The 23,404-nt window shown below is 67.5% G+C and carries 20 protein-coding genes; 6 read left to right on the top strand and 14 right to left on the bottom strand.

The window, feature by feature from the left end; genetic code table 11:
* Nucleotides 1–13: 13 nt before the first annotated feature.
* On the bottom strand, nt 14–982 hold the full coding sequence (locus NS334_RS15860; RefSeq protein ID WP_058756920.1) for a 2-hydroxyacid dehydrogenase: 969 nt from the start codon (nt 980–982) through the stop codon (nt 14–16).
* Nucleotides 983–1,160: 178 nt separating this feature from the next.
* Here NS334_RS15860 and NS334_RS15855 point away from each other — a divergent pair, with 178 nt between their 5' ends.
* On the top strand, nt 1,161–1,898 hold the full coding sequence (locus NS334_RS15855; protein WP_058756919.1) for a FadR/GntR family transcriptional regulator: 738 nt from the start codon (nt 1,161–1,163) through the stop codon (nt 1,896–1,898).
* 7 nt (nt 1,899–1,905) lie between these two features.
* On the opposite strand, the gene NS334_RS15850 is transcribed toward NS334_RS15855, so the two are convergent.
* Nucleotides 1,906–2,160: a hypothetical protein gene (locus NS334_RS15850; protein WP_083500545.1), complete on the bottom strand. Its 255-nt coding sequence runs from the start codon at nt 2,158–2,160 to the stop codon at nt 1,906–1,908.
* Nucleotides 2,161–2,218: 58 nt separating this feature from the next.
* Between NS334_RS15850 and NS334_RS15845 the strand changes: the two genes are divergently transcribed.
* Nucleotides 2,219–2,650: an NIPSNAP family protein gene (locus NS334_RS15845; protein WP_058756918.1), complete on the top strand. Its 432-nt coding sequence runs from the start codon at nt 2,219–2,221 to the stop codon at nt 2,648–2,650.
* Nucleotides 2,651–2,973: 323 nt separating this feature from the next.
* On the opposite strand, the gene NS334_RS15840 is transcribed toward NS334_RS15845, so the two are convergent.
* From NS334_RS15840 to NS334_RS15790, 11 genes are all read right to left on the bottom strand, one after another.
* A complete protein-coding gene (locus tag NS334_RS15840; RefSeq protein ID WP_058756917.1) occupies nt 2,974–4,302 on the bottom strand; it encodes an amidohydrolase in 1,329 nt (442 codons plus the stop codon).
* Between the two features lie 87 nt (nt 4,303–4,389).
* Nucleotides 4,390–7,077 (bottom strand): TonB-dependent receptor, encoded by a 2,688-nt coding sequence (locus tag NS334_RS15835; RefSeq protein ID WP_058756923.1) that lies wholly within the window; start codon nt 7,075–7,077, stop codon nt 4,390–4,392.
* Between the two features lie 264 nt (nt 7,078–7,341).
* Nucleotides 7,342–8,487: a PepSY-associated TM helix domain-containing protein gene (locus tag NS334_RS15830; RefSeq protein WP_193753130.1), complete on the bottom strand. Its 1,146-nt coding sequence runs from the start codon at nt 8,485–8,487 to the stop codon at nt 7,342–7,344.
* A 296-nt stretch (nt 8,488–8,783) separates the two neighbouring features.
* Nucleotides 8,784–9,389, bottom strand: coding sequence for a bifunctional 4-hydroxy-2-oxoglutarate aldolase/2-dehydro-3-deoxy-phosphogluconate aldolase (eda, locus tag NS334_RS15825; RefSeq protein ID WP_083500543.1), 606 nt, complete (start codon nt 9,387–9,389; stop codon nt 8,784–8,786).
* Nucleotides 9,386–10,354 (bottom strand): glucokinase, encoded by a 969-nt coding sequence (gene glk / locus NS334_RS15820; protein WP_058756915.1) that lies wholly within the window; start codon nt 10,352–10,354, stop codon nt 9,386–9,388. Before glk ends, eda begins: the two co-directional genes overlap by 4 nt.
* A 111-nt stretch (nt 10,355–10,465) precedes the next feature.
* Nucleotides 10,466–12,280, bottom strand: a complete 1,815-nt coding sequence (gene edd / locus NS334_RS15815; protein ID WP_058756914.1) for a phosphogluconate dehydratase — start codon at nt 12,278–12,280, stop codon at nt 10,466–10,468.
* Nucleotides 12,281–12,603: 323 nt separating this feature from the next.
* On the bottom strand, nt 12,604–13,308 hold the full coding sequence (pgl, locus tag NS334_RS15810; protein ID WP_058756913.1) for a 6-phosphogluconolactonase: 705 nt from the start codon (nt 13,306–13,308) through the stop codon (nt 12,604–12,606).
* A 111-nt stretch (nt 13,309–13,419) separates the two neighbouring features.
* Nucleotides 13,420–14,883 (bottom strand): glucose-6-phosphate dehydrogenase, encoded by a 1,464-nt coding sequence (gene zwf / locus NS334_RS15805; protein WP_058756912.1) that lies wholly within the window; start codon nt 14,881–14,883, stop codon nt 13,420–13,422.
* Between the two features lie 19 nt (nt 14,884–14,902).
* Nucleotides 14,903–15,832, bottom strand: a complete 930-nt coding sequence (gene argC, locus NS334_RS15800; protein WP_058756911.1) for an N-acetyl-gamma-glutamyl-phosphate reductase — start codon at nt 15,830–15,832, stop codon at nt 14,903–14,905.
* Entirely contained in the window at nt 15,832–16,062 is a 231-nt protein-coding gene (locus tag NS334_RS15795) for an SH3 domain-containing protein (RefSeq protein ID WP_241491995.1), read from the bottom strand. The genes argC and NS334_RS15795 overlap by 1 nt, the downstream gene beginning before the upstream one ends.
* A 73-nt stretch (nt 16,063–16,135) precedes the next feature.
* A complete protein-coding gene (locus tag NS334_RS15790; protein ID WP_058756910.1) occupies nt 16,136–16,480 on the bottom strand; it encodes a MarR family transcriptional regulator in 345 nt (114 codons plus the stop codon).
* Between the two features lie 258 nt (nt 16,481–16,738).
* On the opposite strand from NS334_RS15790, the gene secG reads away from it, so the two are divergent.
* The 3 genes from secG to NS334_RS15775 all read left to right on the top strand — a co-directional run bounded on the left by secG (nt 16,739) and on the right by NS334_RS15775 (nt 20,109).
* Complete coding sequence (secG, locus tag NS334_RS15785; RefSeq protein ID WP_058756909.1) at nt 16,739–17,125, top strand: preprotein translocase subunit SecG; 387 nt, start codon at nt 16,739–16,741, stop codon at nt 17,123–17,125.
* Nucleotides 17,126–17,210: 85 nt separating this feature from the next.
* The gene (locus NS334_RS15780) at nt 17,211–18,848 is read left to right on the top strand and encodes a CTP synthase (RefSeq protein ID WP_058756908.1); all 1,638 of its coding nucleotides are present in this window, start codon (nt 17,211–17,213) and stop codon (nt 18,846–18,848) included.
* A 283-nt stretch (nt 18,849–19,131) separates the two neighbouring features.
* A complete protein-coding gene (locus tag NS334_RS15775) occupies nt 19,132–20,109 on the top strand; it encodes an SGNH/GDSL hydrolase family protein (RefSeq protein WP_193753129.1) in 978 nt (325 codons plus the stop codon).
* A 119-nt stretch (nt 20,110–20,228) separates the two neighbouring features.
* On the opposite strand, the gene NS334_RS15770 is transcribed toward NS334_RS15775, so the two are convergent.
* Nucleotides 20,229–20,696 carry an Hsp20 family protein gene (locus NS334_RS15770; RefSeq protein ID WP_058756906.1) on the bottom strand — a complete coding sequence of 156 codons (468 nt, stop codon included), beginning with the start codon at nt 20,694–20,696 and terminating at the stop codon, nt 20,229–20,231.
* 218 nt (nt 20,697–20,914) lie between these two features.
* Between NS334_RS15770 and NS334_RS15765 the strand changes: the two genes are divergently transcribed.
* The gene (locus NS334_RS15765; RefSeq protein ID WP_058756905.1) at nt 20,915–23,362 is read left to right on the top strand and encodes a TonB-dependent receptor; all 2,448 of its coding nucleotides are present in this window, start codon (nt 20,915–20,917) and stop codon (nt 23,360–23,362) included.
* Nucleotides 23,363–23,404: the final 42 nt, after the last annotated feature.

Genomic DNA, 23,404 nt, shown 5'->3' with positions numbered 1-23,404 from the left:
GCCGCTCCCCGCGTCATCGCCGCTGCGACGGCACCGGCGTCTCGGGCACCGGGGTGAGCGGCCGCCCCTGCTCGAACCACGCGATCAGATTGTCCGCGACCAGCTGCCCCATCGCCGCGCGGGTCTGCGTCGAGGCGGAGCCGATGTGCGGCAGCAGCACCGTATTGGGCAGCGCGATCAGCGCGTCGGGCACCTGCGGTTCGTCGTCGAACACGTCCAGCCCGGCCGCCAGGATCGTGCCGCCCTGCAACGCCGCGATCAGCGCGGCCTGATCCACCACGCTGCCGCGCGCGACGTTGATGAACACCCCGTCCGCGCCCAGCGCCGCCAGTACCCCGGCGTCGACCAGATGGCGCGTCCCGGCACCGCCCGGCACCGTCGCGATCAGCACGTCGCACGCCGCCGCCAACGCCGCGGGCGTGTCGTGATAGGCATAATCCACGCCGTCCTGCCGGTGTCGCCCGTGATAGGCGATCGACAGGCCGAACGCCTCCAGCCGCCGGGCCACCGCCGTCCCGATCGCGCCCAGCCCCAGGATCCCGGCGCGCCGCCCCCGCAACGTCGGCGACAAGGGGAAGGGCGCGTGCGGCCACTTCCCGTCGCGCACATACCGGTCCGCCTGCGGCAGCCGCCGGATCGTCGCCAGCAACAGCCCGACCGCCAGATCGGCGACCTCCTCGTCCAGCACGCCCGGGGTGTTGGTCACGACGATCCCGCGTGCGGCGGCCGCCACGGCGTCCACCGCGTCATAGCCGACGCCGAAATTGGCGACGATCTCCAGCGCCGGCAACCGGTCGAACAGCGCGGCATCGACGCGCCCGGCCGGCTTGCCCGCCAGCCCGCGGACGCGCGGCGCGATCCGGGCGAGATACGCCGCCGGGTCGTCCTGTTCCCACAGGCGATGCAGCCGCACCCGACCGTCCAGCGCGGCGATTGCGGCGGCGGGAAGCGGGGCGGGCATCAGGACGTCGGCATTGGTCATGCCGCCGGCAACGCATGACACCCCGCTTCGGCAACCACGCGCGTTTGCGAAAGTTGGTAAGGCCAATGCTCGCGCATTGTCAGTCATTTACCCGTAAACTCTTGACGCTGTGGCTGTTGCGGCCATTACCGGGTGGCGTTCGCATGCCGATCATGCGCGCAGGAGGAACGAGCGGCTCATGGTCGAGCAGGGCAAATTGTACCGCAGGATCGTGCAGGCGATCGTCGCCGACATCGTCGCCGGCACCTATCCGGTCGGCACCCGGCTGCCGGCCGAGCGCGACCTGACCGAGCGTTTCGGGGTGAGCCGCCCGACGATCCGCGAGGCGATGATCGCGCTGGAGATGCAGGGGCTGGTCGAGGCGCGCAAGGGTTCGGGCGTGTTCGTGCTGGCCACCGCCAGCCCGCATGTCGAGCAGGAACTCGATATCGGCGCGTTCGAGATCACCGAGGCGCGCCGGCTTCTGGAAGGCGAGGTGGCCGCCGTCGCCGCGACCGAGATCACCGAGGAGCAACTGGGCGAGCTTCGCGCCTTGCTGGTCGACATGGACAGCGACGACAGCGCGGCGGCCGAGGTGGCCGACCGCCGCTTCCACATCGCGATCGCGGAGGCGACCGGCAACGCGGTCATCATCGCCGCCGTGACCGATTTCTGGGACATGCGCTTCCGCTCGCCGCTGGCGCGAGAGGTGCTGGTGAAGGCCGGCAGCCTCGACACCGAGGGGCGGCTGGTCGAGCACGGCCGCATCCTGGCGGCGCTGGAGGCGCGGTCCCCGGTCGCGGCGCGGGGCGCGATGCGCGACCATCTGACCCGCGTCATCGATCATCTGCTGCTCGTGACCGAAACCGAGGCGGTCGAACGCGCCCGCGCGGAAAGCCACGAGCGTCGCCGCGCGCTCGCCCGCCGCGCGGTGTGATCGCGGCTCAGCCGATCGGTTTCGCACCGGGCGTGCCGCACTTCACGAACTGACCCCTGGCGTTCTTGCACTTGGCCGGCCTGGCCGGGCATTTCGCGAACTTGCCGGTCTTGGGATCCTTGCACGGCGCCGCCGCGACCGGCCCGGCGACCAGCATCAGCGCGGCGGTGGCTGCGAGCAGGTGGCGCATCGAAACATCCTCCGGCCCGGTGATCGGGCTGCGCCGATAATAAGGTGAATCGCGGAGCTTGTCGCGGATCAATGGCGCTGGCGCGATGCCGCGGCTACGCTTGGCATCGATAAGAACTGGGAGAGGCGGGATGCGACTGACGGCGATCGTGGCGATGGCGATGACGATGACGGCGGGCACGCCGGCATCGGCGAAACCGCCGAAGCTGAACCCGCGCACCGCGGTGTATGAGCTGCGCACCTATTATCCCGCGCCCGGCAAGGCCGCCGCGCTGAACGCGCGGTTCCGCGAGCATACGATGACGCTGTTCGCCAAGCACGGCATGACCAACGTCGCCTATTGGAACGAGATGCCCACGACCGAGCAGCCGGAAGGGCGGCTGGTCTATGTGCTCGCCTATCCCGACCGCGCCGCGCGCGACGCCGACTGGGCGGCGTTCGTCGCCGATCCGGCGTGGAAAGCGGTCGTTGCCAGCTCCGAGGCGTCGGGCAAACTGGTCACGCGCGTCGACAGCGTGTTCATGACGATGGCGGACTATTCCCCGCGCTTCATGCCGCGCTGAGCCGGCCCTCCGTCGCCGCGCAGCGTCGCGCGCGAACGCGCGGCGATCCTGCCGGACGGGGGGCCGGCATCCACCGCTTCGTCAGCGTGTTCGCCCTTGGCTCTGCGAAGCGGTGGTCCCCGAAAACCCGTCGAGAAGGTCGGGTGTCCTGCCCCATCCATCACGTCACCCCGGCGACGGCCGGGGTCCACCCGTCCGCAAGCCCTGTCGCTGGAGCCGGGATCGCTGCCGTGGAACCGTTACCACCGCGCCGGTGCCACCATGAAGCTCGGATCAAGGCCCGAGGTAACGACGGAGTACGAATAACCCTCCGTCGCCCCCGCCTACGCGGTCGCCCCCGGTTTCAACAGGTCGAGGACCGCCGCCGTCATCGCGGTGGCGCCGGTGGTGACGACCGCGCGCGGATCGACCTTGAACAGCGGGGAGTGATGCGACGGCACCGGCGGCCCGCCGCGCGCGGCGGCATCGAACGCCGCCTGCTGCGTCCCGCCGACCGCGAAATAATAGCCCTTCACGCCGTACTTCGGCTCGATGAAGGCGGCGAAGTCTTCCGCGCCCATCCCCTTCTGCTGGAACGGGATGACCTTGTCCGCCCCCAGCGTCGTGGCCATCACGCCGTTCAGCCGCCGGGCCAGCGCCGCGTCGTTGATCGTGGTCGGCGTGCCCTCGATCACCGTCACCACCGGCATCCTGTCGGCGGGCATGCCGTTGAGCTCGCCGATGCCCTGCGCGACGCGGCGGATCCCGGCCAGCAGTTGCGCGCGCGTCGCCTCGTCATTGGCGCGCACCGTGACCTGCAACTTCGCCTCGTCGGAAATGATGTTGTGCTTCAACCCGGAATGGAAGCTGCCGACGGTGATGACGCCGGGGCGCAGCGGCTGGCGCTCGCGGCTGATGAGGCCCTGGAGCGCGATGACCAGTTGGCTGGCCATATAGACCGGATCCTTGCCCGCCTGCGGGCTGGCGCCATGCGCGCCGATCCCAGGCACGACGATATCGACGCTGTCCGAGGAACTGTACTGGATGTCCTCCGATGCGGAGACGGTGCCCGCCAGCCCCTCGGAATTGGAATGATAGGCCAGCGCGTAATCGGGCTTGGGGAAGCGCGTGTAGAGCCCGTCCTTCAGCATCGCGCTCGCGCCGCCGACCCGTTCCTCGGCGGGCTGGACGATGAACAGTACCGTGCCCGCCCAGCGGTCCTTCATCGCCGCCAGCCGCCGCGCGGTCGCGAGCAGCCCGACGATATGCGTGTCGTGGCCGCAGGCATGCATTACCGGGGCCTCCACGCCGTCCACGCCGACCTGTCGATCGGTGCTGGCATTGGGTAGGCCGGATTTCTCCGCGACCGGCAGGCCGTCCATGTCGGCGCGGACCAGCACGACCGGGCCGTTGCCGTTCTTCAGCACACCGACCACGCCGGTGCCGCCGACCTTTTCCGTCACCTGCACACCCGGGATCGCGCGCAGGGCGGCCGCCATCTTCGCGGCGGTGCGCGTCTCCTTGAACGACAGTTCGGGGTGGCGGTGGAAATCGTCCCATATCGTCGCCAGCGACGTGTCGTAATCGCTGCGGATCGCGGCGGCATAATCCGGCTCGGCCAGCGCGGGATGCGCGACGGACGCGAGTGCGGCGGCAAGGAACAGATGACGCATGGCAAGACCCCCTGTTTTTCCGCAGCGTAGCGCGGCGGGAAACGGTCGGGAAGGGGGGCGGGCGTGCGCGGCCCGCCCCCGGCCGACTTACATGCGCAGTGTCGCCGACAGGTAGAAGCTGCGGCCGTAGAAGCTGCTCTCCTGCCAGATCGACGGATTGTTGTTGTAGAACGCTTCCTCGCGGCTGTTGTTGAGGTTGATGACCCCGGCGGCGAAGCTGAGCGTGTCGGTCGGGGTATAGCCGGCCGCCAGATCGAATTGCGTGCGCGCGCGCACCGTATGCCCCTCGGTCGCGAAGAAGCTGTCCGCGCCGTTCTGCTCGTAGGAGCTGCGATAATTGGCCGACACGCGCAGGCTGAAGCGGTCGTTCTCCCAATAGGGCGTGATGTTGGCGGTGTTCTTCGACAGGTTGCGCACCGTGAAGCCGGTGCCGATCGCCACCTTGGTCGGGATCACGCGGGTGTAGTTGGCGATGAAGCCGAAGCCGTCGACCGGCAGGAACTGGTCGAGCGACTGGTTCCAGCTGACCTCCACGCCGCGGATGCGGATCGTGCGCGCGTCGTTGGCGGTCTGCGTGATGTTATAGATGTTGCCCGACGCATCGACGCAATCGCCGTTGGTCGTGCCGCTCGTCGCGCGGCTGAGCGAGACGCCACCGAACGTCGCCGGGCAGACCAGCGACGAGAAGGTGCCGTTCTTCACCCATTTGTAGAAGCCGTTGATCGATAGCGCGCTGGCGGTGCCGTAATACCATTCGGCGCCCAGATCGATCTGGTCGGCGGTCAGCGGCTTCAGCCCCGCCTGACCCAGGTCCACCGTGATCGTGCGGGTGTTCGCCGGGAAGGTGTTGGCGACCGACGAGGTGGTCTGCGCCAGCGACGTGGTGCTGTCCAGGATCGGGCGCACCAGCACCTTGGCGGCGGCGAAGCGGAACTGCAGCTTCTTCGTCGGCTCGACGACCAGGTTCAGGCTCGGCAGGACGTTGCCATATTCCTGCGTCTGTTCGTAATCGCCGATCTTGGTGGTGACGTTGGTGTAGCTGCCGGTGCGTGGCTGGGTGACGTTGCCCCTCACCAACTGCCGCGTATGTTCGTACCGGACGCCGACATTGCCGCGCAGCCCGGCGCCGAACAGCGTGCTCTCCAGCGAGGCCATCGCGTACACCGCCGGAATGTAGCGATCGACGGTATAGCTCCCCTCGGGCGCGGGCAGGTCGGGCACGTTGATCCCGGCGGCGCTCAGCGCCTTGCGATAGCCCGCGATATCGGGCGCGACCCAGGCATTGGGGATGTTGCCGTCGTCGTTCAGGAACCCGCCGACGCCCAGACGGCTGGCCGACAGCGTCGGGAAGACGGTGCTGTTGGCGCCGGGCCGCGTGGTCAGCGAGGCGAGGTCGTGGCGGCTGACGTCGCGCACGAAGCTTTCGTGGCGGAACTTCGTGCCCGCCGCCAGTTGCGAGATCGGGCCGAGCGTTACGTCCTTCGTCACGTCGACCTGCGTCGAGACTTCCTTGCCGGTCGTCTTGCGGGTCGCGCCGACCGGGAACTCGTTCCGGGTGAGCGTCGATTGCGTGTAGAGCGCCGGATCGCTCAGGTTGGCGGCGACCATATATTTCGGCTTGCGCGGATCGGTGATGTCCAGCGTCGCGGACGGGATCGTCACCCCCAGGATCGCCGCATCCTCGCGAACATAGGCATGACCACGCGTGTAATTGGCCGCGACGCGCGCTGCCCACCCGTCTTCGCCGGTCCATTTCGTGCTGAGCGTATAGCCTTGGCTGGACAGCTTGCGCTTCTCCTCCTGGCGGTTGTTCTCCAGCGTGAAGTTGGTCGCCGTCGTCACCTTCGACGCGCCGTCCGACACGCTGCCTGCCGCCAAGCGTGCGGTATTGAACAGGAAAACCTGTTGGTTGACGTCATAATGGGTGTCGTCGCGCGCATAGATCGCGGTCGCATCGACCTCCAGATTGTCCATCGGGCGCCATTGCAGCCCGCCGCTGCCCATCAGCTGGTCGATCGAGCGGTCGATGCGCCGATATCGCGGCCGGCGCGGCACCGCGACCCGCGCGCCGTTGATGGTCTGCGTCGCCCAGCGGTCCTGGAACAGATAGTCGGCGCGGTCCTCAAGCTTCTGATAACCAAGGTTGACGTACACGCCCAGCTTGCCATCGGCGAGCTGGTCGACATAGCTGACCCCGACCTTCGGCGTGATCGTCTTGCCGGCATATTCGCTGTTCTGCGCCTTCGCCGACACGACGATCTTGCGCGTGCTATAGTCCAGAGGCTTGACCGTCTGGATGTTGATCGTACCCGAAAGTCCGCCGCTGTCCATGTCGGCAGTCGGCGATTTCAGCACCTGTACCGCATTCGCCAGTTCGGTCTGGATGATGTCATAGCGGAAACCGTCGGTGAAGTCGGCGCTCTTGAAGGTCTGGCCGTTGATCGTGGTCAGAGCATATTGTGGACCGAGGCCGCGAATACTGATCGTCGCGCCGCGACCATTGATGTTCTGCATCTGGACGCCGGAGATGCGCTGGATCGATTCGGTGATGTTCTGGCTCGGGAACTTGCCCAGATCCTCCGCCGAGATGCCGTCGCTTACCCGCGTATCGCGCCGCTTGGCGTCCAGCGCGGTCGCGATCGACGCGCGGAAGCCGGTGACGACGATATCGCCCTGCGCCTCATCGATGGCGGCTTCGGCAGTCGGCTCCGGCGTCGAGGTTTGCGCCGTCGCGGGCAGCGCAGCCAGCAGCATCAGCGTCGCTGCCGAGGACATCAGCGTGGCTTTCGCGACCTGCGTGCAGCCGTTTTCGTTTCGACGATCGTACCCCATTTTCAACCCCCGTTCGCGCAGGACACCTCCGTCGGGGCTGGCCAGATACATCGCCTGGCCAGACCACTTGGTCCAACTCGCCTGACCACGATGTAGTGGTTACAAATAGGTGTCAATTAGGTTCGGAAAGGTAGTAACAAGGTCACTGCGCGATGCGCATGTAACGGGCTGTTTCAAGGCCGAATTTTGTTCGTATCCTTTCGGCTGTCATCGGTGCAACCGTTTGCGGCGAGCGGCCGCGCGGATGTTGGCGCGCGTCTTCCAGAAGCCGTAGACCGCCAGCGAGCCCAGCAACGTCATCGCGATTCCCGACAGCGTCGTGGCCAGTTTCCACGCCAGCCCACCCACTTTCCCGGCGTGAAGCGGATAGAGTTTTTCCCGCAATCCGGCTCCGCGCCCCGCCGACCTGGGATCGGTGACGCCGACCACGGCCAGCGTCGCCGGATCGAAATGGACGAAGGTCTGCCCGTTCGGATTCCATTCGAACGGCTGACGCAGACGGAGCGTCAAAGGCGCCCCCGGCATGCGCGGCCATTGCAGGCGGCGAGGCTCCGCGTCCGGGAAGCGCGCCCGCGCAGCGGCGAAGACGGGGCCGAAGTCGGGATGGGCCGGCAGATGATGCGCCCGCAGGACTTCGGGCGGGCGGGCGCGCGGTCCACTGCCCAGCAACACGCCGGTCAGCGAGGGCAGCAGCATCATGACGCCGGTCAGCATCGACAGAAACAGCAGCGGCGCGGTCAGCAGGCCCAGATCGCGATGATGGTGGACGATCGCACCCGGGGTCATCTTCGCCGGCCAGACCCTGGGGTGGAAATGATGGCGCACCCGCCACCACAAGATCGTCCCACTGATGACGAAGAACAACCCGAACAGCCCGGCAATGGCGTTGAGCGTCTCCCCCGTCTCGCCCAGCAAGAGGCGGTGGTGGAGGTCGAACAGCCACAATTCGGGGCGCTGCGCTATGCTGCTCCACCGCGCGACGACCTCGCCCGACTGGCTGACATAGGCGCCCGTGCCCTTGGAAAACCCGACCAGATGTACGCCCAGTCCATCGCTGGCGAAGGTCATGCGCGTCGGTGTCTGCGGCCCGGCGGCGATCAGGTTCACGGCATGAGCCAGCAGTGCCGGATCGCGGGAGAGCGGATCGGCGCCATGCGGGACGAAGGTCAGGTCGTCGCGCCACACCAGCAGCGTGCCGGTCGCGCCGAGCAGCCCGAGCAGCGCGCCAGTGATCGCGCCGGTCCAGCGGTGGAGCAGCGACAGCCACCGCATGGCACGGTTGCCACCCGATGCGCGCGCGACCCGCGCCGGGCGGGCAGGTGTGGTTGCGACCCGCGCGATGTTCGTCGTCATGCGCCCCCTTCGGAAAAGAGCGGCGGTACGCGGCATTCGGCGCGACTGCAAGTCGTTCGCGTTAGCGGTTCTCGGACCAGATTGCTACGGGTTGCGCACCAATCCGGCGATGGAAGCAATTGAAATCGATAGATATCAGCCGGACGTTTCACGCGACGCTGGCTCGTGCGACCCTGCGACACGCTCAACTATCGCGTAATACTGACATGGCGCTCGGCCCGACGTCAGGTCGGCGCGCCGGAGGGGGGCGGCAGCCGCAGCGCGGCGCCGCTCCCCTCCGTAGGATCAGGCGTGGATCAGCGCGGGAGCGATGCCGCCGCGCGGGCGCGCGCCTCGATCTCGGGCAGCGTGCCGTCCGTGACCCAGCTTCCCCCGACGCACAGCACCGGCGGGATCGCCAGCCAGTCGGGCGCGCTTGCTTCGGTAATGCCGCCGGTCGGGCAGAATTTGCACTGATAGAAGGGGGCGGCAAGCGCTTTGAGCGCCTTTACCCCGCCGCTCGTTTCCGCCGGGAAGAACTTGAAATGCTCCAGCCCCATGTCGAGCCCGCGCATGATGTCGCCGGCCGTCGCAACGCCGGGCAACCACGGGATGCCCGCCTCCAGGATCGCCGCGCCGGTCTTTGCCGACAGGCCGGGGGAGACGATGAACTCGACCCCGGCGTCCTGCACCTGCGCGACCTGTTCGGTCGTCACGACGGTCCCTGCGCCGACGATCGCGCCGGGCACCTGGCGCATCTCACGGATCGCATCAAGCGCGGCGGGGGTGCGCAGCGTCACCTCCAAGACCTTCAATCCGCCCGCGACCAAGGCCTCGGCGAGCGGGCGCGCCTGCGCGGCGTCGTTGATGACCAGCACCGGAATCACCGGGCTGGTACGCATGACGGTTTCGATGGTGCTCACGATTGATGCTCCTGCGCGAAGGCGGCCGCGGCACCGAACAGGCCCGGCTGCGGATGGGTGATGAGCTTGACCGGCAGACCGGACATCAGCGACTGGAACCGCCCCTTGGCGACGAAGCGCTGGTCGAAGCCGGAGCGCAGCAGCTTGTCCTTGATGCGCAAGCCCAATCCCCCGGCGATCACGACGCCCTTCGCGCCATGCGCCAGCGCCAGATCGCCCGCGACGGCGCCGAGTGCGAGGCAGAAGCGGTCGAGCGCGGCGAGCGCGATCGAATCGGTGCCCTCCAGCGCCTCGGTCCAGATCGCCTTGTCGTCCTTGTGGACATAGGCGCGCCCTTCCATCTCGGCGAGCGTCTCGTAGATCGCGACGATCCCCGGCCCGGCGACGATCCGCTCGGCCGAGACGCGGGTGTAGGTCTTGCGCAGCCGCTTGAGCAGCGCATCCTCGATGCCGTCGAGCGGGGCGTAATCCATATGCCCGCCCTCGGTCGGCAGGACGCGATACTGGCCGTCCTGCTTGTAGACCTGCGCCACGCCCAGCCCCGTACCCGGCCCGCAGACCGTGGTCACGCCCTGCGCGGGGAGGGGAATGTCGGGGCCGCAGAGATGCTCGAAATCGGCCTCCGGCAATTGCCCGACCGCATGGCCGATCGCGCCGAAGTCGTTGATGATCGTCCAGGTGTCCGCACCCAGCCGCTCGGGGATCAGCGACGGGCGGATCACCCAGGGATTGTTGGTCATGCGGATCACGTCGCCGGTGATCGGCGAGGCGACCCCGATCGCGGCGGCGTTGGGCAGGGTGCCGCCCATCCGCTCCCGGAACGCCTCATAGGCGGTCTGGAGGCTGGCGTGCTCGGCGGTCTTGAGCGTGGTCGGCTCGCCCAGCGAGACGACATGCCCGCCCTCGACCTCCGCGATGGCGAAGCGCGCGTGCGTCCCTCCGATATCGACCGATACGACCTGCATCAGCAATCCTCCGTCATGCCGGACTTGTTCCGGCATCCACCGCGCCGCAAGTCCGATCCGTGTGAGTGTGCGGTTGGGTGGACCCCGGAACAAGTCCGGGGTGACGTCTGACTACAGCCCCGCGCCCGCCAGCACCGCGCTGGCGCCCTTCTCGGCTTCGTCCGCCAGCCCGCGGAACATGCCGAACAGCTCGCGGCCCATGCCCGTCGCCGGGGCGGGGAAGGGGGCCGGTTCGCGCGCGGCCCATTCGTCGGCCGGCACCAGCGCCTCCAGCGTGCCCGCCTCGGCATCGACACGGATCAGGTCGCCGTCGCGGATCAGCCCGATCGCGCCGCCGCCCAATGCTTCCGGCGAGCAGTGGATCGCGCACGGCACCTTGCCGCTCGCGCCAGACATGCGGCCGTCCGTGACCAGCGCGACCTTGAAGCCGCGATTCTGGAGCACGCCGAGCGGCGGGGTCAGCTTGTGAAGCTCGGGCATGCCGTTGGCGCGCGGCCCCTGGAAACGGACCACGACCACCATGTCGCGCTCCAGCTCGCCGTTCCTGAACGCCTCCAGCACCTCAAGCTGGTCGGCGAAGACGCGCGCGGGCGCTTCGACCACCCAGCGCTCACGCTCGACCGCCGACACCTTGATGCAGGCGCGGCCGATATTGCCCTGCAGGATCCGCATCCCGCCATCGGGCGAGAAGGGCTGCGTCACCGGACGCAGGATCGTCTCGTCGCGGCTGTCGCCGACCGGCTGCCACGCCAGCGCGTCGCCCTCGATCACCGGCGTTTCGGCATAGGCCGACAGGTCGGCGCCCGCGACGGTCATGATGTCGCGGTGCAGATAACCGCCGTCGAGCAACTGCCGGATGACATAGGGCATCCCGCCCGCCGACTCGAAGCCGTTCACGTCCGCCGATCCGTTCGGATAGACGCGCGCGAGCAGCGGCACGGCGGCGGAGAGGCGGTCGAAATCCTCCCAGTCGATGACGATCCCCGCCGCGCGCGCGATCGCGGGGACGTGGAGCAGATGGTTGGTCGAGCCGCCGGTCGCCAGCAGCCCGACGGCGGCGTTGACGATCGCCTTTTCATCGACGCACGCACCCAGCGGACGATAATCGTCACCATGCACGCCGATTGTCGCCAGCCGATGGACGGCGGCGCGGGTCAGTTCCTGCCGCAGCTTGGTGCCCGGATTGACGAACGCCGCGCCCGGCATGTGGAGGCCCATCACCTCCATCATCATCTGGTTGGTGTTGGCGGTGCCGTAGAAGGTGCAGGTGCCCTGCGTGTGATAGGCCTGGATCTCGGCCTCGAGCAGTTCGTCGCGCGTCGCCTGTCCCTCGGCGAACCGCTCGCGCACCGCCGCCTTCGCCTTGTTCGGGAGGCCCGAGGGCATCGGGCCGCCGGGGATCAGGATCATCGGCAGATGCCCGAAGCGCAGCGCGCCCATGAGCAGGCCCGGCACGATCTTGTCGCAGATGCCGAGCAGCGCCGCGCCCTCGAACGTGCCGTGGCTGAGCGCGATCGCGGTCGACAGCGCGATCGTGTCGCGGCTGAACAGCGACAGCTCCATCCCCGGATAGCCTTGCGTCACGCCATCGCACATCGCAGGGACCCCGCCCGCGACCTGCGCGGTCGCGCCGACTTCGCGCGCCCAGACCTTCATCTGTTCGGGGTAACGATAATAGACCGCGTGCGCCGAGAGCATGTCGTTGTACGCGGTGACCAGGCCGATGTTCATCGCCTGAGCTTGCGTCTTCATCGTGTCGCGGTCTTCGGGCGTACCGGCATAGGCGTGCGCGAGGTTCGCGCAGCCGAGGCGCGGGCGACCGATCCAGCCCTGACGCTCACGCTCGATCAGCGACAGATACGCCTGCCGGGTCGGGCGGCTACGCTCGATGATCCGGTCGGTAACGGCGGCGACGGCGGGGTTCATGGCTTTACGTCCTCGTCATGCCGGACACGTCCGGCAGTCCTGGCCTCCTTTGAAGGCCGTAGCGTCAGTCTTTGCGGCAGTGTCGTTCGCGGGACAAGGGCCGGGAGAGGTCAAGTCGATCACCAGTGCCGCCGCTGTTCGTGCTGAGGAGAGGCTGAGCCTGTCGAAGCCTCGTCTCGAAGTACTGTTCAGGTAAACATGCCCTCGACATGTTCAGGATCGTCCGGGGGACGATCCGGCCCGACCAGCCCTTCGAGACGCCGTTTCGACTTCGCTCAACGGCTCCTCAGGGCGAACGGAGGTGGTTCGCGACCACCGTCAGATCAGGCCGCCCAATGGATGTCGACCGGCAACTCGGCATCGGACAGCACGCGCCCGATCGGATAGGGCGAGCCCGCGCCTTCCTTGATCGCGTCCTCGATCACCTTGCGCTTGGCCGCGCCCGATACCGCGATCATCAGCGCGCGCGCGGTGACGATGCCCTGCCGGGTCAGGGTCACGCGCGCGACCGGTGCCTCGGGCGGCAGCGGATCGGGCATGACGCCGACCGCGCGGCGTTCCTTCGGGCCGTTCAGCGCCTCGTCGTAATCGGGGCCGGGGAAGATCGACGCGGTGTGCCCGTCGCCGCCGACGCCCAGCAGGCAGAGGTCGAGCGGCCAGTGCAGGTCCTGCATCAGCGCGTCGGCCGAGCGCCCCGCCGCCTTGTAATCGTCGGTCGCCTTGGGAACGATCGGCATCACGCGCGCGCCCTTGGGGATGAAGATCTTGCCGAGCGCGGTGACGTTCGACAGCGGGTCGCCCAGCGGCACGATCCGCTCGTCGCCCGGGATGATCGTCACGCGCTTCCAGTCGAGCTTCGCCTTGGCGAGCTTCTCATAGGCGGGCAGCGGGGTCTTGCCGCCCGCCAGCGCGATCACCGCCGAGCCGCGCGCGTCGATCGCGCTTTCGATGACGAACTGGATGTCGCCCGCGACGGCATCCGCCAGTTCGGCGGCGTCGTCATATTCCCACCATTCGATTTCGGTCATGTATCTACCTCGTCGCCCCTGCGGAGGCAGGAGCCTGTATCTGTTTCCTCATGCCGCAACGCCCGAGGGCGAGAGACATGGGCCCCTGCCTGCGCAGGGGCGACGATCATGTCAGTCGTCCTGCCACGTCACATTGTCGCGCTCGGTCAAGGCGATCGCGCCCGCAGGGCCCCATGTTCCGGCCGCATAATGCTTCGGCTTGGTCTGGTTCGCGGCCCAGCCGGCGCGAATGGCGTCGATCCACTTCCACTGCGCCTCCACCTCGTCGCGACGTACGAACAGCGTCTGGTCGCCCTCGATCAGGTCCAGCAGCAGCCGCTCATAGGCGATCCGCCGCCGCTTGCCCGCGAATTGCGCGTCGAGGCTGAGGTTGAGCGGCACCTCGCGCAGCTTCAGCCCGTCGCGGTCCAGCCCCGGCTCCTTGGTCATCACCAGCAGCTGGATGTATTCCTCGGGCTGCAGACGGATGATCAGCGTGTTCGGCTGGAGCAGCCCCCCGCGCCCCGAGAACATCGAGTGCGGCACCGGCTTGAACTGGATCGCGATCTCGCTGCGGCGCTTCGCCATCCGCTTGCCGGTGCGCAGGTAGAAGGGCACGCCCTGCCACCGCCAGTTGTCGACATGCGCCTTGATGGCGACGAACGTCTCGACATCGCTGTCATAGCCCAGTTCTTCGTCATAGCCCTTGACGACCTTGCCGCCGACCGCGCCCTCTTCATACTGGCCGGTAACGGTCAGCTGCTGCACCTCTTCGGGAGCGATGCGGCGCAACGAGCGGAAGACCTTGGCCTTTTCGTCGCGGATCGCGGTGCCGTCGTACAGCGCCGGCGGCTCCATCGCGATCAGCGCGACGAGCTGCAGCATATGGTTCGCCACCATGTCGCGCAGTGCGCCCGCGCCTTCGTAATAACCGGCGCGGTCCTCCAGACCCACCGTCTCGGCGATGGTGATCTGGACGTTGTCGATCCCGCGCGCATTCCACACCGGCTCGAACATCGAATTGCCGAAGCGCAGTGCGAGGATGTTCTGCACCGTCTCCTTGCCGAGGTAATGGTCGATGCGGAAGATGCGGTCCTCGGGGAAGACCGCCGAGACCGTGTCGTTGATCTCGCGGCTCGATTCGAGATCGTAGCCCAGCGGCTTTTCCAGCGCGATCCGCACCGTTTCGCCCGCCAGGCCGACGCTCTGCAACCCCTTCACCGCCGGCTCGAACAGCGACGGAGCGGTCGACAGATAGATGGCGAGACCGCCCGAGACGTCGCCGATCTTGTCGGCCAGCGCCTGATAGGTGGAGGCGTCCGACAGGTCGACCGGCTGGAAGAACAGCCGGTCCAGGAAGGTCGACAGCGCGGCCTCATCCTTCCGGTCGGCGGGCAGGAATTCATCGAGCGCCTTGTGCGTCGCCTCCCGGAACTGCTCGTCGGTCAGGTCGCCGCGTGCCGAGCCGGTGATCGTCAGCCCCTCCGGCAGCAGTCCGTCGGCGTGCAGCCCATAAAGCGAGGGCAGCAACATGCGCTTGGCGAGATCGCCCGTCGCACCGAACAACAGCAGCTTGCCGACCGGGTTGCGCTCCAACTCGCGTCTCCTCAGATGATTACAGGGTAAGGCCGGCGACGGGGTCGAGCCCGGCCATGATGTTCAGATTCTGCACCGCCGCGCCTGCCGCACCTTTGCCGAGATTGTCGAGCGTCGCGATCAGCAGCGCCTGTCCGGTCGCCTCGTTGCCGGTGACGCGCAGGGTCATGCGGTCGGTGCTTGCATCGTCCTCGATCCGCACGACCGAGGTCGCGTCATGCGCGAACCGCACCACGCGCCCGCCGTCGTAAGCGCTTGCCAGCACCTCGGCGACGTCGGTCAGCGAGGCGGCTCGCGTCAGTTGCGCCAGATGCAGCGGCACCTGCACGACCATTCCGCGATAGGCGCGCGCGACCGCGGGCTGGAAGATCGGCGCGGTCGACAGGCCGGCGTGCAGCCGCATCTCCGGCGCGTGCTTGTGCGCGAGCGCGAGGGCGTAGGGGCGGTAGGCAGTGTTGGTCTCGCCGCCCTCGAACTCGGCGATCATCGCCTTGCCGCCGCCCGAATAGCCGGACGTGGCATTGACGCTGAGCAGCGCGCCGGCATCGAGCAGCCCGGCGCGGACCAGCGGGCGGACCAGCGCCAGGAAGCCGGTCGGGTAGCAGCCGGGATTGCTGACGAAGCGCGATTCGGCGATCCGCGCGCCTTGGTCAGACTCAAGCTCAGCGAAGCCATAGGTCCACCCGTCGGCTACGCGATGCGCCGTGGAGGCGTCGATGACGCGCGTGCGATCGTTGGCGATCATCGCCACCGCGCTGCGTGCCGCATCGTCGGGCAGGCACAGGATCACGATATCGGCGTCGTTGATCGCCTGTCCGCGCGCGGCATCGTCCTTGCGGCGGGCGTCATCCAGCGTGACCAGCGTGACGTCGCGGCGCGATTCGAGCCGCTCGCGGATTTCCAGCCCGGTCGTGCCGACCGCACCGTCGATGAAGACCGTGACGCTCATTATGCCCCCACCAGCCTGGCATCGAGATAGCCGACCAGTCCGCTGTCGATGGCGATGCCCCAGGCCACGCCGCCGGTCAGGTCGAGCAGATCGAACGCCGCGCCCTGCGATAGGTCGGTCAGCGTCGCGCTGTCGCTCGCGCGTCCTTCGCGCAACGTCGTGGCGGCGGCGACGGTGCGACGCAACGGTGCGGCATAATGCGGCGCGAACACCCGGTCGGCCAGGCGCACGTCGGCGATGTCGGGGCGGACCGCATGGGTGCGCGGATCGAGCGTGCGCGACCGCCCGACGAGCGCGAACCCGCTACGCCCGGGCCGCGCCGCCGTGGTTTCCGTTGGCGCGTACGGCGGCTGGGGGCTCCCCGTCGCCGATGAACTGGCCGAACTCTTCAAGAAAATCTGCCCCCTCGGTCGTGCGGGCGACGAAGATGTTGCGCTTGTCGCTGTCGTCGCGTTGGCGGCGCAGATAGCCCAGCGCCCCCAATCGATTCAAGGCGCGCGTCACGACGGGTTTCGAGACGTTCAGGATCCGCGCCAGACCGCGCACCGTATGCGGCCCCGGGCGGAGATAGACGACCAGCAGAAGCGCCATCTGGCGGTTGGTGAGATCGGGTTCGCCCGACCGCACATAATCGACCAGCGCGTTCATCCACGAACTCAGTTCGGGTTGAGCCAATGTTGCCATGTCCTCGTCCCGCTAAAGATGACTGGGCTGTCCCGGATGGGTACGGGGTCAACGCCCGCTTTCGTCAGTGGTTTCAGTAATGTCATGAATTTGGTGCTGCGCCGGAACGCCGGGCGCGGCCATGCGGTTGATCGTTGCGCGCGGCTCCCCTATGTGCGGCGACAGACCGGGTGCCGCGCTGTCGTGCGCCCACTTCCTCCGTTTCGGATTCGCGCGCAGCCCATGTTCACCTTCCTGATCGTCCTCCAGGCCATCATCGCGGCTGCCCTCGTCACCGTGATCCTGATGCAGCGTTCGGAAGGCGGCGGCCTGACGTCGTCGGGCAGCCCGTCGGGGCTGATGTCGGCGCGCGGTGCGGCCGACTTCCTGACGCGCGCGACCGCGGTGCTGGCCAGCCTGTTCGTGCTGATGAGCATCCTGCTCGCCTTCCTGGCCGCGCATCGCGGCGCGGTGTCGGTCGACACGTCGCTGCAGCGTCGCGCTCCGGCCGCCCAGACCCAGGCGCAGCCGCCGGTCGCGGGTCAGGACGACGGCCTGACGGGCGCGGCGCAGAATGCTGCCGCGGCGGCGCAGGCGCCGGCCGACAACGGCGTGCCGCTGGCGCGCTGATTTCCGACAATCCTGTCGTTTCGTCGCGCGCGGGGCTCCCGCGCGCTTGCCCTTTTGCGTAGTTGAAGGTTAGGGGTTGCGTCCCATGGCGCGGTACATTTTCATCACCGGCGGCGTGGTCTCCTCGCTCGGCAAGGGTCTCATGGCGGCGAGCCTAGCGGCTCTCCTGCAGGCACGCGGCTATCGCGTCCGCATCCGCAAGTTCGATCCCTATCTCAATGTCGATCCGGGCACGATGAGCCCGTATCAGCATGGCGAGGTCTATGTGACCGACGACGGGGCGGAAACCGATCTCGACCTGGGCCATTACGAGCGCTTCACCGGCGTCTCGGCGCGCCAGTCGGACAATGTCACCTCCGGCCGGATCTACAAGACGATCATCGAGCGCGAACGGCGCGGCGATTATCTCGGCGCGACGGTGCAGGTGATCCCGCACGTCACCGACGCGATCAAGGCGTTCGCGAAGGCGGAGACCGACGACCTCGACTTCGTGCTCTGCGAGATCGGCGGCACGGTCGGCGACATCGAGTCGCTGCCGTTCATCGAGGCGATTCGCCAGCTCAAGAACGAGGTCGGGCGCGGCAACGCCATCAGCATCCACGTCACGCTGGTGCCGTATATCGCGGCGGCGGGCGAACTGAAGACCAAGCCGACGCAGCATTCGGTGCGCGAGATCGCGGCATTGGGCGTGCAGCCCGACGTGATCGTCTGCCGCTGCGAACAGCCGCTGCCCGAGTCGGAGCGCGCGAAGATCGCCCTGTTCTGCAACGTGCCCGAGAGCGCGGTCATCCCCGCGCTCGACGCCAAGAGCATTTATGCGGTCCCGCTCCAGTATCACGGCGAGGGGCTCGATTCGGAAGTGCTGCGCGCGTTCGGCATCACGCCGTCGTCGCCGCCCGACCTCAGCCGCTGGGAAGAGATCGTCGAGCGGTTGATGCACCCCGAGGGCGAGGTGACGGTCGGCGTCGTCGGCAAGTATGTCGGCCTGCAGGACGCGTACAAGTCGCTCAACGAGGCGCTGGTCCATGGCGGCATCGCCAATCGGGTGAAGGTCAACATCCGCTGGATCGACGCCGAATTGTTCGAGGGCGACGACGACAGCGAGATTGCGGCGCATCTGGAGCCGTGCCACGCGATCTTGGTCCCCGGCGCGTTCGGATCGCGCGGGGCGGAGGGCAAGATCGCCTCGGTCCGGTTCGCGCGGGAGCATAACGTACCCTATTTCGGCATCTGCTTCGGAATGCAGATGGCGTGCGTCGAGGGCGCGCGCGATCTGGCCGGCATCAAACAGGCGTCGTCGACCGAATTCGGCCCCACGGAGGAGCCGGTCGTCGGCCTGATCACCGAATGGATGGGTGAGCGCGGGCTGGAGAAGCGCGCCGAGAACGGCGACCTGGGCGGCACGATGCGGCTCGGCGCGTACCCCGCGGCATTGACCGGCAACAGCGTCGTCGCCTCGATCTATGGCAGCGAGACGATCAGCGAGCGCCATCGCCATCGGTACGAGGTGAACACCCAGTATCGCGAGGCGCTGGAGAAGGGCGGGCTGGTGTTCTCCGGCATGTCCCCGGACGGGATGCTGCCCGAGATCGTCGAGCGCCCGGACCATCCGTGGTTCGTCGGCGTCCAGTTCCACCCGGAACTCAAGAGCAAGCCGTTCGAGCCGCACCCGCTGTTCGCCAGCTTCATTGCGGCGGCGTTGAAGCAGAGTCGGCTGGTCTGATTTCGCGGCGGCCGCATACGCCGCTCCGCTCCGGCCACATCGTCGTTTTTTCCCGTCACCCCGGCGACGGCGGGGATCCCTTTGCGAGGCGCGAGCGTGGATGCGCGCCGTGTCTTTACCGAAGCCTTCCCAACTGGACCCCGGCCTTCGCCGGGGTGACGGGTGAAGGGGGCGGGCGACGCTTTCCTTCCGCCACGTCGCCGGACATTGCGTGCCGGCGTTGCCGTGGTTAACCTCCCGTTTACAATAAACTAAACGGGAGAGGACGGTGATGATCGGACGGATGACGGCGCTCGTATGCGCGGCGGCGATGGCGTGGGCGGGGCCGGCGTTGGCGCAGACCGGCATGCCGCCTTTCTCATCGATGACGGTGTTCGGTGACAGCCTGGTCGATGCGGGCAACATCCGCGCGCTGCGGCTGGGGGCCGATCCGGCGCGTGGCTATGTCGAGGGGCGGTTCACCAACGGCTACGACTATACCGACCTGCTGAGCATCGCCATGTACGGCGCGCCGACCACCGCGTCGCTGGCCGGGGGCAGCAATTATGCGTTCGGCGGCGCGCGCGCGACCAGTACCACGGCGGTGCCCGATGCCGGCGAACAGGTCGCGACCTATGCGCTGGCGGTGTCGAAGGGCAAGGCGGTCGACCCGAACGGGTTGTACGTCCTCAACTTCGGCGGGAACGACGTCTTCGCCGCGCTGGAGAGTGGGACGCCCGCCGGTTACGCCAGCGACAGCGCGTTCCTGGAAAGCGCCGCTGCGGATTATGCGGCCGCGGTCAAGTCGCTCGACAAGCTGGGCGCGCGCAACATCCTCATCACCGGCTTCCCGGTCGCGACGCTTGGGACGCCGCTCGCCTATTCGCTGGAAGCGGAGGGCTATCTGACCAGCGCGCTGGGGGCTTTGTCGCTGAACGGCGGCACGCGGTTGATGCGGTACAGCTATCTCGACTTCTTCGGGCGGGTGCAGGCGAACCCGACCGCTTACGACCTGCCCGCCACGTTGATCCTGCCCGACCCGGCGGATGCCACCTCGACCTGCCAGGGGGCGAAGGCGCTGCCGTCGTGCACCGGATATTTCTCGATCGACGGCATCCACCCGACGGCCGCCATCCACCGCGCCCTCTACAACGACATCAACAAGCAGTTCGGCTTCGGCCTGCCGGCAGTGCCGGAGCCGGCGACCTGGGCGATGATGCTGGTGGGCTTCGCGATCACCGGCGCGGCGCTGCGGCGTCAGCGCCGAGGGGCCATGGCGTAACGAGCACCAGGCTTCAGTTATCGAAGGGGCTGTCCGGAAAAAAGGAAAGGCGCCCGGACCTTGCGGCCCGGACGCCCCCACCGGCGCCTCGAAAGGGAGCAAAGAGACGCCGATTCCGGTCAGGCGGCCTGAGCCTCGTCGGCCGCCTTGTCCTCGACGGCGGCCAGCGGCGCACCGGTCTTGATCGCGATCGTCTTCGGCTTCATCGCCTCGGGCACTTCGCGGACCAGATCGATCACCAGCAGACCGTCGTTCAGCCGTGCGTCCTCCACGAACACGAAATCGGCGAGCTCGAACCGCCGCTCGAAGCTGCGGTTGGCGATGCCGAGGTGGAGGAACTGGTTGTTATCCGCCTTGTCATCCTTCTTGCCGGTAACGAGCAGCAGGTTCTGCTGCGCGACGATCTCGATCTCGTCGCGGGCGAACCCGGCCACGGCCAGCGTGATGCGGTAGCGGTCGTCTGCGACGCGCTCCAGGTTGAACGGCGGGTAATTTTCGGCGCTGTTCCGCGCATTGGCCTCGATCAGGTCGAACAGACGGTCGAAGCCGATGGTGGAGCGGCGATAGGGGGTAAGATCGAAACGCATGTCAAATCCTCCGATGAGCTATTTGAAGCGGCGCCCGGATGTACGCGGCGCCCGTTCCGTGCGGCCCGGTGACCAGCACCGCACGCCGTTGAATTTGGGGCCGATGCGAAGCGTTTCAAGGGGGATGTAAACACCTAGTTTCTTGATGGGGATTCGAGGAGCTGGCAGATCGGGCGGCGAGGAAGAGAAGGGGATTCGCTTTGTCCGTAACGCTTGCCATGCTGCTGGCCGCCCAGGCGCAACTCGCCGAGCAGCCGCAACAGCCACCCACCCCTGTCGTGGTGGGCGAGCGTCCGCGCGACGCGACCGCGGCCACGCCGGGTGATCCGGAACGGACCGAGGAGGATGTGCAACGCAGCTCCGCCGCCGCCGACGTGGTCGTCACCGCGCGCCGTCGAAGCGAGGCGGTGCAGAACGTGCCGATCCCGATCTCGGTCGTCGGGGTCAAGGAACTGGACGCCACCGGCAGCTTCAACGTCCAGCGGCTCCAGCAACTCCAGCCGACGCTGCAATTCTATTCGACCAATCCGCGCAATTCGTCGATCAACATTCGCGGGCTCGGCGCGCCGCTGGGCCTGACCAACGACGGGATCGAGCAGGGCGTCGGAATCTACATCGATCAGGTGTATCTCAGCCGCGTCGCGGCGGCGACGCTCGACTTCCTCGACGTCCAGCAGATCGAGACGCTGCGCGGGCCGCAGGGGACGCTGTACGGCAAGAACACCGTCGCGGGCGCGATCAACATCACCAGCAAGGCGCCCAGCTTCACCCCGCAGGGTCGCGCCGAGATCACGGTCGGCAATCTGGAATTCAAGCAGGGCAAGGCGTCGGTATCCGGCCCGCTGACCGACAATGTCGCGATCCGCATCGGCCTGTCGACCACCAGCCGGCGCGGCACGATCTACAACGTCGCGAGCGACAGTTACGTCAACGCGCAGGACAATCTGGGCATTCGGACCGCGTTGCTGTGGAAGGCGACCGACACGCTCGACCTTACCTTGTCGGGCGATTACTCGCGGCAGAACCCGGCGTGCTGCGCGCAGATCTTCGTGCGGGTCGGCAATACGCAGCGCGCGCTGAACCGGCAGTTCGATGCGCTCGCCGCCGCACAGGGCTATGAACCGCCGAGCCGCAATCCGTTCGACCGCGTCACCGATCTCGACGCGAAGCTGAGCGCGCGCAACGAGCTGGGCGGGCTGTCGCTGCGCGGCGAATATCATCTGGGCGGGGGAACGCTGACCTCGATCACCGCCTATCGCTTCTGGGACTGGTTGCCCGCCAACGACCGCGACTTCACCGGGCTGCCGATCACGACCTTGTCGCAGAACCCCAGCCGGCAGGACCAATATACGCAGGAGTTCCGCTACGCCGGGGAAGGGCGCGGATTCGATTACGTGCTGGGCGCGTTCGGCTTCTATCAGACGATCAAGACGACCGGCACGCAGCGGCAGGGACCGGCGGCGAGCCGGTGGCTCATCAATCCGTCCAACGCGCTGTCGCGTGATCCGTCGGTGCTGGACGGGCTGACCGCCAACAACGACATCAGCCTGAAGAACTTTTCCGGCGCGCTGTTCGGCAAGCTCAACTGGAAGCTGACCGACGACGTGACGCTCTCGCCGGGCGTGCGGCTCAACTACGACGACAAGGTCGGCAGCTATATCAGCGTGGTCCGCGACGGGCAGGGCAATCTGGTCCCCGCGACCGGCGGCACTGCCCGGCAGGCGGCGCAGCGCGATGCGATCCAGCCGCAGGCGTTCCGCGACCAGAAATTCCGTGAGTGGAACGTCTCCTACGACCTGACCGCCTCGTACAAGCCGTCGCGCGACGTGCTGCTGTACGCCACCTATGCGCACAGCTTCAAATCGGGCGGGTTGAACCTGAACGGCGTGCCGGTGGTGGGCGGCGTGGTCCAGACGCAGCTGGCGCAGGTCAAGCCAGAGAAGGTCGATCATTTCGAGCTGGGCGCGAAGACGCAGTTCTGGGATCGCAAGGCGACGTTGAATGTCACCGGCTTCTGGACCGAGATCCGCGACTATCAGGCGGTGGTGAACAACAGCTCCACCTCGACGCTGCGCGGCTATCTGGCCAATGCGGGCAAGGTGCGCGTGCGCGGCGTGGAGGCCGATTTCTCGGTCCGGCCGAGCGATCGCGTCACCTTCTACACCAACGGTGCCTTCACCGATCATGAGTATGTGGATTTCAAGAACGCGCCGTGCCCGCCAGAGCTGTCGGGCGGTGGCAACGGCACGCCCATCGGCGCACCCGGCCAGCCGGGGACCAACAGCCCCGTCGTGTGCGACATTTCCGGTCAGTGGCTGCCGGGCATTTCCAAGTTCGCCTTCTCCTACGGCGGCGAATACAATCTGCCGGGGCAGGTGCTGGGCGCTTCGGGAGAGGCCTATGTCGGCGTGGATGCCAATTCGCGGACGAAATTCTCGTCCAACGCCTCGCGGTCGATCTACACCGACGTAAACGGCTACACGCTGGTCAATGCGCGCCTGGGGTTCCGGACCGACAAGGGCGTGAACGTCTTCGGATGGGTCCGGAACCTGTTCGACATCGAATATTATGAAGTGCTGGCGACCACGCCGGGGAATACCGGGCTGATCGCGGGCAATGTCGGCGATCCGCGCACCTATGGGCTGACGGTCGGGTTCGGGTTCTGAACAGCGCATCACCCCGGCGCACGCCGGGGTATGTCGTCGAAC

Source organism: Sphingomonas endophytica, assembly GCF_001476895.1.
Taxonomy (GTDB): Bacteria; Pseudomonadota; Alphaproteobacteria; order Sphingomonadales; family Sphingomonadaceae; genus Sphingomonas; species Sphingomonas endophytica_A.
The sequence above is the reverse complement of the archived record's forward strand: the minus strand, read 5'-3'. Positions and strand labels throughout refer to the sequence as shown.